Annotated in this window: 18 protein-coding genes; 15 read left to right on the forward strand and 3 right to left on the reverse strand. The window is 34.6% G+C overall.

The window, feature by feature from the left end; genetic code table 11:
• The first annotated feature begins 13 nt into the window (after positions 1-13).
• On the forward strand, positions 14-790 hold the full coding sequence (locus QUF86_RS10225; protein ID WP_289334230.1) for a helix-turn-helix domain-containing protein: 777 nt from the start codon (positions 14-16) through the stop codon (positions 788-790).
• 33 nt (positions 791-823) lie between these two features.
• Positions 824-1,201: a hotdog family protein gene (locus tag QUF86_RS10230; RefSeq protein ID WP_289334231.1), complete on the forward strand. Its 378-nt coding sequence runs from the start codon at positions 824-826 to the stop codon at positions 1,199-1,201.
• 474 nt (positions 1,202-1,675) lie between these two features.
• Here the strand turns inward: QUF86_RS10230 and QUF86_RS10235 are convergent, their stop codons facing one another.
• Positions 1,676-2,590, reverse strand: coding sequence for a DUF4240 domain-containing protein (locus QUF86_RS10235; RefSeq protein WP_289334232.1), 915 nt, complete (start codon positions 2,588-2,590; stop codon positions 1,676-1,678).
• Positions 2,591-2,881: 291 nt separating this feature from the next.
• Between QUF86_RS10235 and QUF86_RS10240 the strand changes: the two genes are divergently transcribed.
• From QUF86_RS10240 to QUF86_RS10255, 4 genes are all read left to right on the forward strand, one after another.
• Positions 2,882-3,295, forward strand: coding sequence for a DUF4262 domain-containing protein (locus QUF86_RS10240; RefSeq protein ID WP_289334233.1), 414 nt, complete (start codon positions 2,882-2,884; stop codon positions 3,293-3,295).
• Positions 3,296-3,407: 112 nt separating this feature from the next.
• Positions 3,408-3,950, forward strand: coding sequence for a hypothetical protein (locus QUF86_RS10245; protein ID WP_289334234.1), 543 nt, complete (start codon positions 3,408-3,410; stop codon positions 3,948-3,950).
• A 148-nt stretch (positions 3,951-4,098) separates the two neighbouring features.
• Positions 4,099-4,641: a GNAT family N-acetyltransferase gene (locus QUF86_RS10250; RefSeq protein ID WP_289314873.1), complete on the forward strand. Its 543-nt coding sequence runs from the start codon at positions 4,099-4,101 to the stop codon at positions 4,639-4,641.
• 153 nt (positions 4,642-4,794) lie between these two features.
• Positions 4,795-5,802 carry an IS1595 family transposase gene (locus QUF86_RS10255; protein WP_289334235.1) on the forward strand — a complete coding sequence of 336 codons (1,008 nt, stop codon included), beginning with the start codon at positions 4,795-4,797 and terminating at the stop codon, positions 5,800-5,802.
• Between the two features lie 122 nt (positions 5,803-5,924).
• Here QUF86_RS10255 and QUF86_RS10260 read toward each other — a convergent pair whose 3' ends face one another.
• Together QUF86_RS10260 and QUF86_RS10265 are read right to left on the reverse strand one after the other, a co-directional pair.
• The gene (locus QUF86_RS10260; protein WP_289334236.1) at positions 5,925-6,230 is read right to left on the reverse strand and encodes a hypothetical protein; all 306 of its coding nucleotides are present in this window, start codon (positions 6,228-6,230) and stop codon (positions 5,925-5,927) included.
• Positions 6,231-6,443: 213 nt separating this feature from the next.
• Positions 6,444-7,694 (reverse strand): MFS transporter, encoded by a 1,251-nt coding sequence (locus QUF86_RS10265; RefSeq protein WP_289334237.1) that lies wholly within the window; start codon positions 7,692-7,694, stop codon positions 6,444-6,446.
• A gap of 195 nt (positions 7,695-7,889) precedes the next feature.
• On the opposite strand from QUF86_RS10265, the gene QUF86_RS10270 reads away from it, so the two are divergent.
• From QUF86_RS10270 to QUF86_RS10310, 9 genes are all read left to right on the forward strand, one after another.
• Positions 7,890-8,741 (forward strand): LysR family transcriptional regulator, encoded by an 852-nt coding sequence (locus tag QUF86_RS10270; RefSeq protein ID WP_289334238.1) that lies wholly within the window; start codon positions 7,890-7,892, stop codon positions 8,739-8,741.
• A gap of 460 nt (positions 8,742-9,201) precedes the next feature.
• Positions 9,202-9,711 carry a hypothetical protein gene (locus QUF86_RS10275; RefSeq protein ID WP_289334239.1) on the forward strand — a complete coding sequence of 170 codons (510 nt, stop codon included), beginning with the start codon at positions 9,202-9,204 and terminating at the stop codon, positions 9,709-9,711.
• Positions 9,712-9,858: 147 nt separating this feature from the next.
• Positions 9,859-10,149 carry a hypothetical protein gene (locus tag QUF86_RS10280; RefSeq protein ID WP_289334240.1) on the forward strand — a complete coding sequence of 97 codons (291 nt, stop codon included), beginning with the start codon at positions 9,859-9,861 and terminating at the stop codon, positions 10,147-10,149.
• A 520-nt stretch (positions 10,150-10,669) separates the two neighbouring features.
• On the forward strand, positions 10,670-10,981 hold the full coding sequence (locus QUF86_RS10285; protein ID WP_289334241.1) for a hypothetical protein: 312 nt from the start codon (positions 10,670-10,672) through the stop codon (positions 10,979-10,981).
• An 86-nt stretch (positions 10,982-11,067) separates the two neighbouring features.
• On the forward strand, positions 11,068-11,436 hold the full coding sequence (locus tag QUF86_RS10290) for an ArsR/SmtB family transcription factor (protein ID WP_289334242.1): 369 nt from the start codon (positions 11,068-11,070) through the stop codon (positions 11,434-11,436).
• A 20-nt stretch (positions 11,437-11,456) separates the two neighbouring features.
• The gene (locus QUF86_RS10295) at positions 11,457-11,954 is read left to right on the forward strand and encodes an SRPBCC family protein (protein WP_289334243.1); all 498 of its coding nucleotides are present in this window, start codon (positions 11,457-11,459) and stop codon (positions 11,952-11,954) included.
• 252 nt (positions 11,955-12,206) lie between these two features.
• Positions 12,207-13,118 carry a DMT family transporter gene (locus QUF86_RS10300; protein WP_289334244.1) on the forward strand — a complete coding sequence of 304 codons (912 nt, stop codon included), beginning with the start codon at positions 12,207-12,209 and terminating at the stop codon, positions 13,116-13,118.
• 65 nt (positions 13,119-13,183) lie between these two features.
• On the forward strand, positions 13,184-13,579 hold the full coding sequence (locus QUF86_RS10305) for a VOC family protein (RefSeq protein WP_289336209.1): 396 nt from the start codon (positions 13,184-13,186) through the stop codon (positions 13,577-13,579).
• Between the two features lie 104 nt (positions 13,580-13,683).
• Positions 13,684-14,121 (forward strand): GNAT family N-acetyltransferase, encoded by a 438-nt coding sequence (locus QUF86_RS10310; RefSeq protein WP_289334245.1) that lies wholly within the window; start codon positions 13,684-13,686, stop codon positions 14,119-14,121.
• Positions 14,122-14,495 lie beyond the last annotated feature (374 nt).

Raw genomic sequence — 14,495 nt, forward strand, 5'->3', positions numbered from 1 at the left:
AGAGGTGAATTAAATGGACAAATTTATCTATAAAAAATCGGCAGGTATTACTGCGTTGTCAGCAAGCATTACTGATTTTAAGTATAAAAAGCACTCTCATAAGGAGTATGCAATAGGGGTAACCTTGCGTGGCATTCAACAGTATAACCTGAATGGCAGTTTACAATTATCCTATCAAAATGGAGTTATGCTTTTTAATCCAGAACAGGCACATGACGGAAGGGCACATGATGAGCAAGGCCTGGATTATGTGATGCTATATATTGAGCCACAATTGCTTTTAGAGGTTATTGAGAAAAAGGATATAGTACGTTTTTCAACCCCTATTGTGTATGATTATAGACTTGAACAAAGAATATTAAGTCTTTCTAATGCAATATTGAGTGAAAAAGATGAGGCTTTGTGCAGCGAATTACTTTTATCCCTCACAGATAGCCTTATTCAAACTAATCTTTCTACAGACTATAAGAAAGATAACGCTCTAATTAGAAAAGCAAAGGATATGCTTCATACCAACTTAGAAAATGTACTTAAACTTGACGAGATATGTAAAGAGCTTAATTTATCAAAATTCAAGTTTATCAGATCATTCAAGGCTCATACCGGAATTTCACCATACCAATACTTTCTTAACTGCAAGATAGAACGTGCAAAGCAGTTAATAGAAAAAAATGGAGATATTTATTCAGCAGTAGCTGAATGTGGTTTTGTTGATTTAACCCATTTAAATAAACACTTTAAAAGCGTATATGGAACAACAGCATTTGAATATATATCACATTTAAATTGAGGAGGGATTTTTTAAAATAAAGGGGGAATAAAATTGTCTTTAAAAACAGGCGATATTCTTACATTTGAACGGACTTTCACAGCAGAAGATGTTGAAGTGTTTACTAAGGTTTCAGGTGATGAAGGCTCACACCATGTTACTCCTGATGAACAGGGAAGACTTGTAATACAGGGATTACTAACCGCTACATTACCAACAAAAATAGGAGGCGATAACAACGTACTCGCTCGTACAATGACTTTTGAGTTTTTAAGGCCTGTGTTTACGGGGGATACAATAATTTGTATAGTCAAAATTGAAAAATACGAAAAGCAAGAAAATAATAGAACAGCTATTGTTGCATCCTTTTTATGTAAAAACCAGAATGAAAAAGAAGTATTAAAAGGGGATTTTTCAGGTGTGATCCTTTAAATTTATACTTTCTCTAAAACATTGAATATCACTTATTGTGCGTTGATCAGCGAGGATTAACGCCTTTTTTTTGTTGGGCCCCTTATAATAAACTGGGAGAAGGACTTTAAAACCATTAAAATTACACCGAAAGTCAAAAGTTGAAGTCATTGAAACTGGAATTGCAAATTGATGTGCTGAGAATACTTCCATTACAATCGAGGAACCAATGAGTTTAAGATTCAGAGAGCTGAATGTAGCTCTTTTTTTATGGCTGTTTTCGTATGGATTTTTGTTTTTTAAGTAATAGCACCCGATTAAGCAAGCAAATCAAACATCAACCCTCTTTCTAAAGGAACAATTGCGGAAGAAATAAAATTAAATCCAAACGCCTGGGAAATCCTCATCGTGGATTGGTAATTGTAATCCTCTAGTTCTGATAAGAACACTCTAAGTAAATTATTAAACTAAAGCACCTGTTAGTTAATCCAAAAATCATTTCCAGCCTTCAACGTTTGAAAAAGACTCATAATCACATCCTGTGATATATTCAAACTCTTTTCCAGTTCTTCTTATATATGCATCGGATGCTAATGAAAGCAAGGATTCAAATGAGTCATCCTTGGGCATATTTTTAGGATTATCGAGAGTTGATTCGAAAAATTCTTTTCCTCTAGCAAGCACGGAACATCTGAAATATAAGAATAAATCCGCAGAGAAATAGTCTCTTTCTTTATCATATGAGTATTCCCCTATGTTTTTTGCGTGTTCTTTCGTATCTAATAAATAAAGTTTGTAAGACAAGGCTTCTTCGAACTGCTTAATGTCTCTTACACTCATCTTTGCCAGTTTATTAACCGCAGGTTCGATAATTTCTTCTTCACATTCAGCATTAAAATTAAGAAGGGAAATAATTGACCAAAACAATTCATCTTTCATCATCTCTTTTGGTTTTTGAATTGTATGGAATTCTTCTATATACCTTTCCTCTTCTTCCCGAATTTCTCTTTCAAAGTTTTCTCTATCATTTTCCCAACGCCACTCTAAGAAAGCTTCTATTCCATCGGAATTATCCCACTTTTCACCGAAAGAATTACATTTTATTTTTCTTTCCTTTTTAGTCAGAGGAATATTACCAATGTAAATAACATCTTTAGGAACCTTGCCATCAACCCATACTAATGCAGGATTATTATCGTAAAAAAATCGATTTTGAATAAGAATTTCTTCTAAAATGTCATTTTCAATTGAAGGAATTTCAGTTCCATTATAAGGTGTTGTAGCTAAAAGGTACGAATTATCCGTTTGATCAAGGATTCTAATTGCCCCGAATTTACCATTTGGCAAATTTACGGCATATATATCTCCAGTCGTTACAGTTTTTTTTGTTTTATTTTTTTGATTGTCCAATTTTCATTACCCTCCTTAAGCCCTACAAGAAGTATTATTGAATACATTCAATAATATAGATTAGCTATCCTTTTTCAACTAAACTGCCTTATATTTTACCATAAAATACAAGTGGTTAGATTTTTATCATGAGAGCAACAATCTTTTAGAAAACACCCTTTTTTATCGTGGTATCAGGTGCTTTACTTCAATAAGGGAGGTTGCTGAAGCAACCTTTTTGTTATGTAACTATAGGGGCGGGTTAGGAACAAGGAATGCTATAATAAAAGAAATGCTTTGGAGGGGAACCACTTGGACAATGAACAATGGGAAAAACAAATGTTAGAAGAATACGGCTGGTATATGGATGCTATTTACGCTGAAGAATACGATGAAATTCACGCTAATTATCATACACACGGAGTCCAAGAGAACTTTAATCATATGGATTTTCAAATAGTACTTAATATGGACCCTGAAATTGCAAATGATGTCTTCTTTACTTTAATTGATGACATACGCCGTGGAAAAAGGTTTGAGGAAGGCAAAAAATACACTGACATACTAGAGGGCTTTGAAGTGATGTTAAAAAAGTATAGAGAAATGGGACGGGACGTATTAAGAGTTCTTTTGCCTGATGAAGACGGAATGCTTCCAACTGAAGAGAATTGTGATGAATATTATAAAACTCAGCTTGATGACTATGATTTTGATAGTAATGATTAAAAAGTTGTTGATATAACCGGTGCTTTACTTCAATAAGGGGTTGCTTTGGCAGCTCTTTTTCTTATGCAACTAAAGGGACTTGTTAGTGATCTATAAAATTTGGAGATTAAGGATGTTTAAAATAACTACATTTCTAGTTAAAACCAGTGAAGGTGATGAGAGTTATATATCCTTAGATGATTCTTTAAAATTAAGAGAAATTTTTGAACATCGAAAATTCACTCAGGAGCATATTCAAATGCATATAAAGATTCAATATAATGATCAAATTATTGTAGGAAATGATATTCCTAGTGGGTTAGATTTATGGAGTGATTATATAGTTGGCATAGAGCAATATTTAGACGGTGAGAACATTGAAATACCTTATGGTATCGATCCATATCTTATGAAGTTAATCTCGATAAACAGCAATTTATTGGAATTTTCCATTGTTGGGGATTGGGAACCTGTTGAGGTGTTTGCACAAGCTAGATTACCTAAAAATGAATTCTTGGAGGCCATTTTAGATGGAGCAACACACTTTTGGAATACATTGAATGATTACAAGGTGTTTGAAAAAAATACAAAGAACACAACCCCTAAAGAATATCCAAAATTAATAATAGAAGAAATTGAAAAACTAAGGAAAAAGGTAAAAACCATAATGAACTAACAGGTGCTTTAGCTTAAAATCGGAGCTGTCTTTAAGGCAGCTTTTTCTTATGGAACCAAAGGGGCAGGTTAGTTAAACATGTGATTTATCTATTAATCATATATGTTAATATACAAAATAAACCAATAGAATAATTAGGGGGATGAGTATGTTCTTACATAAGATTGATGAGGAGTTATCATTGAAACTGTTAGAATTAAAGGATGCAGAAAAAGTTTTCGAAATAACAAATCAATCGAGAGAATACCTACAAGAATGGCTTCCTTGGCTGGATAATACAACAAAACTTGAAGATACAAAAGGGTTTATTAATATGTCTTTAAAAGGTTTTGCTGAAAACAAGAGTGTCAATACAGTTATTATGTATAAGGGACAAATTGTTGGTGTAGCAGGTTATAACCAAATAAATTGGTCAAATAAAACTGCATATATTGGTTATTGGCTCGGAGAAGAATATCAAGGAAATGGAATTATGACAAGAGTAGCTAAGGCATTGACCGATTATGCATTTTTTGAATTGAAACTAGATAAAGTGGAAATAAGGGTTGCTGAGGAGAATAAGAAAAGTAGAGGAATTCCCGAAAGATTGGGTTTTGTTAATGAAGGTTGTATAAGACAAGCAGAATGGTTGTATGACCATTATGTTGACCATATTGTTTACGGTATGTTAGCTAAGGATTGGAATAAGTAGTAATACCTTATAGAACTAACTTCTGCGTTAGTTGATTAAGGAACACAAAAAAATGATCGATCTTTTTTATAAAGGCTGTTTTCGTATAGATTGTTGTTTTTTCCACATACTAAGTAAACGTTGATATAATCCGTTTTAAGGAGGTGTTTAGGTATGTGGGAAAATGTATACGAAGGTTTCAGCGAATTAACGAAGACACAGCAAATGGCTTTATTTGAGGCTATAAAACAAGATTTGTTTCCAGAAGATCCTGATAAAATTGATAAGTTGCTCAGATCTATTCGTGAAGCCCGATTTGCTTCAGGTATAGGTTGTGTTCATTGTGGAAGTACATCTGTTAAACGCAATGGGAAATATCGTTCAAGGCAACGCTATTTATGTAAGGATTGCAACAAAACCTTCAATGATATGACGAATACTCCATTTTCAGGCTCGAAATATCCAGAAAAATGGGTGAGCTACATTGAGCTTATGGTGGAGGGTTATACATTACCCAAGATCGCTAAACGCCTAAAAATCCACATCTCCACTGCATTCTATTGGAGACATAAAATTTTAAACGCATTAGGTAGCCTTGGCTTCAAACAATTAGAAGGTATTGTCGAGAGTGATGAAACATTCTTTCGTGAGTCATTAAAAGGCCGCCGCGAAATCAACCATAGAAAAGCAAAAAAACGCGGAGAAAAAGATAAAAAAAGAGGAATATCTAATCTTAAGGTTGCCGTGGTAGTAGCACAAGACCGTAATGGAAATATGATTGCCCGTAAAGCAGGTACGGGGCGGGTTAAAGCTGAAGAAATCGATGCAGTGATAGGTGAATTTATTCACCCTTCTGCTTTGTTATGCACTGACACGGCGACAAATTACAAGAAATTCGCTAAGATTAAAGGTTTGCTGCACGAAACAATTAACGAACGTCAGAAGCAACGTGTAAAAAAGGGTATTTATCACATACAACACGTCAATAACTTCCACCACCGACTAAAGGGTTGGATGGAACGTTTTCAGGGTGTCGGAACATATTATCTGGATAATTACCTTTACTGGTTTCGCTGGCTTGAATCAGGAAAGAATTTGGCATTTGATAAACGCGTGGAACATATGCTGATTTCGGCTTGTCAAAGATCCAACTATCATACTGTTGAAATGATAAGAAGTTAACAGCTTTGGGAGTTTAGTGGACGAAAAAAACGCTCAGAGCAAGTTTACTCTAAGCGTTATAGTTTAAGTAGACGAGTATTTAATTAAAGCAGCCCATTTATTTAACAAGGGTATGAAATATTTTAGTCGCCAGCAATATGTACTTTACCTATATCTGACCTGGTAATTTCACTGATAAATACTTCATATTCCTCCAGATTATTTCGGGGAAGAAGGTACTTGTAATTATTTAGGTCTGTTATTAGACTAGATAATCTATTACCTGAAAAGGTTTCATCGGTAAGATAATAATCGCTTAACTTCCTAAGCTCCGAATAACTACGCCAAATTTTCTTTGAATTAAAAATCTCACTATGGAGTTCTTCTGATAATTCAAGGATTTTAAGCTTGTCACCTTCACGATTGTATAACACTACATCAAATCCCATATAATCTACCACCTTAAATATTTGCTTACCACAATCCTGCCCGTTTATTGAATAAGTTCCATTTGTATTTTACCATAAAATTCAAGACATTAGTTTTTTATCCTAAGAGCAACATTCTTTTAGAAAACAGCCTTTATAAAAGACTAATCCAATTAAATAGTATAAGGGCATGTGTTGATTCATCTTTTTTCAAAACATGCCGTTTCTATTTATTCATTTATCAAGGTTGTTTGTATTAATTTGATCAAACTTTGTGGTGATCCCATGATCCATTCTTTTTTTTATTTTTGCTCTGTATAAATTAATCGCTCCCAAAGCTACAGATATTCCGGCCAAATATAGGGCTTGTTGATAACTGTTCAATAGATTAACGACTAATCCGAATAAAGAGGGTGCTATGACAATGAATAATTGATTTAATGTCAATGCTGAACTCACCGTTAAACCTATAAAACGTGAATCCGATTGCTCTGTGATACAAGCAATAAAAATGGAATACCAACCAATGGCTACAAAACCCAAAAGAAAACAAAATAATAGCATCAAGATTTCCATTTCAACAGTCATGATGAGTGGCAGTATCACTGTAAGAATTACGGTAACAGCCATCACAATAAGCAATAATCTTTCCCTTTTACTTTCAAAGAATTGATCACTAGCCCATGCGATGACTACCCGTCCAACCATACCACCTATTAAAACGACGCTTAAATATTTTCCTGCCTCTGTTAATCGATAGCCTCCTTCGTTATGCAAATAACTCATAAAATGCGCAATGATAATCATCTGTAATGACATCATCACAACACCGACTATATACATCGGATATAACTCTTTATTATTTTTGATGACACTCATTTTCTCCTTGAACCCGACCGAGGTTGATCCCGTTTCGCTCGTTCTTTCTGGTTCGTTATATAATAATAGGAAGAGCAGCCCTCCCATTATTGCTACGATCCCTTGTACTACATGTACTGATGACAAATTGAAATGATAATATGTATAGGATAAAACTGCAGAGGCTAAAGATCCTCCAATCGGTATTCCCGTCTGTCTTATCCCTAGAGCCAGACCTCTATGTTCGTTTGGAAACCATTTTACGATGGCCGTGCTTCCACCGGTTTGAGCACTTCCGTACCATATACCAACCAACAATAATAAAAGCAGCAATACAATATAATCATTAACAAAAACTAGCGTTAAAGCTGAGAGCCCCAATAAAATGTTCCCCCACCCGATAATGTGTTTTTCCCCTTTTTTATCCATCAAGTAACCGAACGCCAGCAGTGAAAACATCGGACCAATATTGACCGCTGAAACAATGAAGCCTGTTTGAAGTGGTGTTAAATTCCATTCAATTTGATAAAATGCAGCGATGGGTCCCATGCCATATGTCACAAAGGTTGCTGCAGTTTGGGATAACGTGGCCACCAATACGATTAACCATTTATAATATGTATGCATTAAGAAAGGCCTCCCTTATGCTTGATGTATCGTTCAATAATAATTCGGTGGGATAAATTCTTATTTTTAGCTTCTAGCATTATCTAGTCTCACTTACTTTTTAAGCTAACTAGAGTTTACTCTGACTGCCCAGAAGCGTAAAATGGAGGAAAATGATAGGGTTCATAAATATTTTTTATAGGGTGTGCCAACTATATGAACATCAAAGAAATAGCATTGAAAATTGAAATATTAAACCGTCAAAATTTAAGTAAGTCTGCAGAAATCACGAACTATACTCAATCCGCCCTTACGGCTAAAGTGAAAAAAATAGAGTCGGAAATTGGCAAACTTGTTTTTAAACGCACGCCGCAAGGATTGAAAATCACTAGCGTAGGAATACAGTATAAAAACTATCTTCAACTTATTGCACAAGAGTACGAAGGATTTTTACAAAACATTGGTGCTTTTCAAACTAACTCTAAAGTGGATTTTGGCACATCACATACAACCTTGAAAATCTATGGTGCCCACATCGCGAATACTTTGAATATGAACGACATTCAAATGGATGTGGATTTCGCCGTAGATTCCAGTAATGCCATAAACCAAAAAGTGCACAATTCCGAATTAGATTGTGCACTCATTAGTGAACCTATTAAGAAATATCCCGACTTAACTTATGACATCGTTGCAACTGAAACATTCGAGATCATTTCAAGTAAGGACCATATCATCAATTTTGATTGGAAAACACCTATTACATTGCTCGTATTGAGTATAGGTTGTATGTATACAAGAGCTGTGACCGAATGGCTTATGAATAATCAAATACCATATAAATTAAAGGAAATAAAATCAATCAGCAGTATCCAAGATTTTTTGCAAATCAGCAATACCATTGCAGTATTGAATACTAAGCTTATAGATTTATATAACTATACAAACATTCACTATTACAATTTAAGCTTTAACAATGTCATTAATACCGTTTTCGTTTATAAGATGAACGACGCCGAACAGAACAATATCGTACAATTAAAAAATGTTCTGGAGACGATTGGTTAATTATAAAAAAAGGGTTTTATAATTGTATGACTTGATGGGCTTTTTGATATTTTACATATAACATTATTTTTACTTGTTGAAATAATTTGTCCTGAAAAAGAAATATAAAAATGTCTTGGGAAAAAGTACTGATTTATGCTTTGATTACATTAATCTTGGTAGCAATTTTAAACCAACCCTCAGTAAAAAAGATAATTAAAACTATATAAAAAATAGGTGTAATGAAGCTTCAATTATTATTAAAAACAATTAAGACTTTAGTGGAACTAACAGGTGCTTTACTTCAATAAGAGAGTTGCTTTGGCAGCTCTTTTTCTTATGGAACTATCGGGGCAGGTTAGTTCTGTAAGAAATTGGTTTATTATGGTATGATATTTAGGTTATTGTCTTCAATACTCAATGTTAGAATGGATAATTTAATGGTTAGAAATTTACATCCATCTTTTAGGAGGACTGGCCTTTGTTTACTTTTAAAAAAATCTCCGTAGGACTCCTGGTTATATGGAGTCTTGCTGCTTGTGACAACGAACAAGAACAAGTCATAAAAAGTGAAAAGGTGGATGTAGAGCAAAAAAATGAGGTACAAGATTCTACACAACAAGAGGATGTACCCTCTTACGATGCACCCAAGTATCATATATATGGTGGCTGGATGAACGGTGGATCTTATATACTTATCAAAAGTGATGGTGACGATGGCGAGGGTAGAGCCAAGTTCACATTAGAAAAATTCACTAAAACGGGAAAAGATAAAATCATAAAGAATTTCCAGTTATCAGAATCTACTGGATCCAAACTAACCGGTATAATATCTATCAAAGAATCAAACAAGACTTCTTTTCTAACGCTAGAATTAAATAAAGAAAAAACTGAAATAACTGTCAGGTTGCCAAATGAAAAACCCGTTAAATATAAACAAACAGAAATAAATCCGCAAGAATTTAATCCCGATTATGAGTGGGAAGAATGAAACCAAAGTATAAAGAAAAATAAAAAGACACCTCCTGAACCGTAGGAGGTGTTTTTTAGAGGGCAGCCTTTTTCTTAAGCTCGGGGCGGAAGAATACCCGTTTGCGTTATGCTATAGTTTATTCAATGTTAGAGGATGGAGTTTGAAATGAAGAAAGATATGTTTAGTTTTACGGCAGCCATCGTTGGAATTATGGCTCCGTTATTTTTATTTGCTGCAATCGAAATGATGAATGGCAGGTTAGATTATATATTTCTAATTAGTAGTTTGAGTCTGTATGGTGTTTCCATTGTTTGTACGATTATAGCTTTGAAAAGGAAAGAAAAAAATAGGATAAAGTACTTCCCATTCGTTACACTAATCCCCATTGCCTTGTATCAATTATTAATTATTTTCGCTTATAAATTATTAGAATTCATAAATGGGTTGATATTTTAAGATAATCAACAGGGGGTAATCCAGTACCAAAATAAATCGTTCATTATAGGAATGTTGACAAAATTTGCAAAAATAGCGGTGGTGGATAGATTGAAAAAATGGGAAAATGTAGCGAGGGGCATTTCATTTGTAATTATACTAACTTTTCTTCCTTATTTTCTTGAAAATATAGGAATCTCCTTTTGGCTTATAGGGTTATGTATATTTGCTGTGATTTATTGTCTCTTTTTTATTTTATCAAAAATCGAATGCCTTCAGAAATCGGTATCAAATAAAGTAGGATGGTTGACTTATATTATGGTATTTATAATCATAATGGTTTTGTATTTTATTATAAAATAGGCAGTGTGTTATGCCCATGACGGAAGTATGAGAGTTTCGGTAGCTTTTTTCTAGGAACTATCGGGGCATATTAATTGAAGGAAAATAGGAATGTAATCTTATCAGTGCGATTCATTATTATGAGGGATCTGTTTTTTATAAAGCTAGAGGTGCTAAGGTTAGAGAAAAGGAGACTGCAATGAAAATAAATTTACTGATTTTCATATCGTCTGTAAAAGAACAAGAAAAGAGTATATCGATGATGAAAACATTCGAATCTGATATTCGTCCTGTCAGAGGGGATATAATCGATGATCCGGGATTCGATCCGGGGTTTCATAATGGATATGAAGTTGTAAAAGTTTCGATCAATTATGCTTTGAATGAATGTTTTGTTTCGCTGCACCCACTTGCGTTAGAAATTCAGGAAATCAAGATAGAAACCTACATAGGGAAACTTGATGCACATGGTTGGTGTGCTGTCTCAAAAGAAGAATTAAAAAGTATGTAAAAAGGTAAAAACCCTTCATTTTTCACGAAGGGTTTTTTATTTGATGTAGTGCATACATTCATATTTAACCAAATGGTTGAATGTAAATGGCGAAAAACTGTTATATTAACTATATGGTTAAGCAAAATGAGGATAATTTAAATGAAATTTTTCATGCTTTAGCTGATTCAACAAGAAGGGAAATGGTTCAGATGATGGCTCTGAAAGAAAGGACGGTTTCTGAACTAGCGAAACCATTTGAAATGTCTTTGGCTGCTATTTCAAAGCATATAAAGGTCTTGGAGCGGGCAAATCTAGTCGATAAGATTGTCGATGGAAGAACTCACATCTGTCGATTGAATACCGAATCATTATCACAAGCTACAGAATGGCTGCATTTATATGAGAAATTTTGGAGTAATCGTTTTGATCTTCTTGAGAATGAGTTATTGAAAGCAAAAAAGAAAGAACATTAAATTATGTAAGGGGTATGTAAATGCAAAAACATTCAACAACCACTTTAAAGATGACAAGAAATTTTGATGTAGTACCTGAAAGAGTTTTTGATGCATGGTTGAACCCTGAGATGATGAGAAAATGGTTTTTTACATTGGAGGGGACAAATAAGGTGGCACAAAATGATTCTCAAGTGGGAGGCACTTGGGAAATTATTGATCATCGCGATGGAAAAGATTATCGGGCGATAGGGGAGTATCTTGAAATAGACCTTCCAAACAAATTAGTGTTCACCTTTAAAATGCCGCAGTTTAGTGATTCGGAAGATACCATTACAGTTGAGCTGAAGGAACTTCAACTGGGCTGTGAAATGACCTTTTCACAAAATATCAACGTTCCTCATGAAGAAAATTGGACAGAAGCGGATATCGAAAAAGCTCTTGGAGAATATCATGATGGATCTGAACATGGCTGGAATTTAATGTTCATGGGACTGAAGGAATTGGTTGAAACTGGACAAGTTAGCTATAAAGGCTAATAGTCGTTAGCATAATCCAAAGTTGATTCAATGACTCAATTTGAAGGCACTCCAAATTAACTGGAGTGCTTTTTTAATTCAGCATTAATGGTCGCATCTTTTCTTGAAAAGTCGTTTAAATTGACAATTCCCTCATAGCTGGTAACATTTCTTTATTATTCCATTATTCTAGGCGATTCCATTAAAAGGCGATAAAAAAACTTTAGGAATAATGGGTGAAATAATCTAAGAAAGTGGGCAATATCGCTTTATATGACTAACTTTATGTATTTATTTTGTTTATTGGTATGGGGGCTTAATTTTATTGCCGTAAAGATTCAAGGTACGCCTGTGAGTTTAGAATTATCTTTAACGTATCGTTTAAGTTTGACGGCCATCCTATTCTTCATTCTATTGTGCATTCTTAGACCTAAAGGAAAACCAATGAAAAAGGATGTTCCATTTATTATTGTGTTTGGTATATGTAATTTTGCCTTAAGTTATTTATGCCTTTATTACGCCACTATCTTAAGTTCAGCGGCAATGGTTACATTGATATTTTCATTGAAAGTCATTTTAACACCCATCGCCCTCCGTATTTTTTTGAAAGAACCATTACATCCCCGTATCTTAATTGGTGGGGTAATTGGAGTGCTGGCTGTTTGTATCGTTATTTCCCCAAGTTTGAATGACATTCATGGTTTTAATGATATAAAAGGTATCATGATAGCTGTTCTTGGTACGATCCTTACTGCATTGGGCGATGCTAGCTCAGCTAGAAATGCCAAGAATAAAGTAAATCCAATCTATGCTAATGTACTTGGATTTGCGGCAGGGGGAATTCTTTTAGGGGCAATTGTGTTCATTAAAGGACAGGCAGTCAGTCTGCCAACATCTATTACATATTTATCTGCTTTGTTCTATTTAACTATATTCGCTTCCTTTGGAGCTTGGCTATTCTACCTAAAGCTTGTAGAGAAAATAGGTGGGGCGAAAAGTGGATACATGGTTGCCCTTTTTCCGGCAATCGGAGGTATAGCTTCAGTGATGATTGGTGAATCAGATCCATCCATTATCTTGGCTGCTGGCTGTCTTTTCAGTTGTTTAGGTGCTGCTATTGCCTTAGGATTAGGCACGCGTATTGGTAAAATAAACTTGAAGGAAGAAAAATCGACCTTTAAATAAGGGTTTCCGCAGTAATTGGATATACAGAGAGGGATGGGACAATGGAAAGTAAATGGCCAAAAGAAATGAAAGTATCGCAAATCCGAGTTGCACGTCCTACTGATCAACTAAAAAAGGTTGTCAACTTCTATTGTGAAGGATTAGGTCTGAAAAAAATCGGTTCTTTTGAAGAGCACGAGGGATATGACGGTATCATGATCGGGCTACCTGATTCCGACTATCATTTAGAGTTCACTCAACATAAAGATGGCAGTCCTTGTCCTGCCCCATCAAAGGATAATCTGCTTGTCTTTTATATTCCTGAACGTAAGACCATTGAAGAAATCGCAAATAGATTGAAAGCGATGGGGTATGATCCAGTTTCTCCGGAAAATCCATATTGGGAAAAGTCAGGTGTTACCATTGAAGATCCGGATGGTTGGAGAATTGTATTAATGAATTCGCCCGGCATAGGAAATTAAAATAATAAAAGTGTACAGATGGGACTCGCCCCTAGCAATCTGATGAAGGAATTACGGTGTTCAAAGTTGAATGTAATGTTAATAAAATTTTTAGGGGTGTTAATGTGAATTCAACGGTAGAAACAATACAAGAATTAACAGAGAAAGAACAATGGTTAGAAGCCTTTCCAATTATGAATCAGTTACGTACTGACTTAACTCAAAAGACATATCTGGAGTCACTAGAAGAAATGAGGAAAGATGGGTATCGTTTGTATGCTTTATATAAGGATGACCGGATTGTATCCTTGGCTGGTTTAAGTTGGAGAGTTAACTTTTATAATAAACGTCACGTGTTTATTTATGATCTGGTAACAGATACTTCGCACCGTTCATTTGGATATGGAGAGAAATTATTAAGTTATATACATAACTGGGCAAAAGAAAATGGAGCTGCATATGTGGCATTGGAATCTGGAATTCAGCGAAATGAAGCGCACCGTTTTTATGAAGAGAAATTTGATTATGATAAATGGTGCTATTCATTCAGGAAAACGTTGTGATTTAAAAATAGCGGTAATCAAGTATAAGAGCTGAGTAATCAGCTTTTTTTTATGTGACTATCGGGGCAACGGTCGTTTTTGAAGGTGTTTGCCACGGGAACAGTAATTTCATTCCTTGCATAAAAGCCGCAAACTCATGTATCGACCAAACTTACGGGTAAAAGCCTGAAACTCACGAGTAAAAGCCTGAAACTCACGAGTAAAAGCTCGAAACTCACGAGTAAACACCAAAAATCATGAGTAAAAGCCTGAAACTTTATGAAAAACGGGTGTGCTGTAGTCGTACTTAACATTAATTCGGAAAAATTTTGTAATGATTTTTTTAGCCTTGGACATACTTAGTTAAGACTCTTAAAGAAAATTTTAACTTAAGG

Origin of the sequence: Peribacillus sp. NJ11 (genome assembly GCF_030348405.1) — a bacterium.
Classification (GTDB): domain Bacteria; phylum Bacillota; class Bacilli; order Bacillales; family DSM-1321; genus Peribacillus.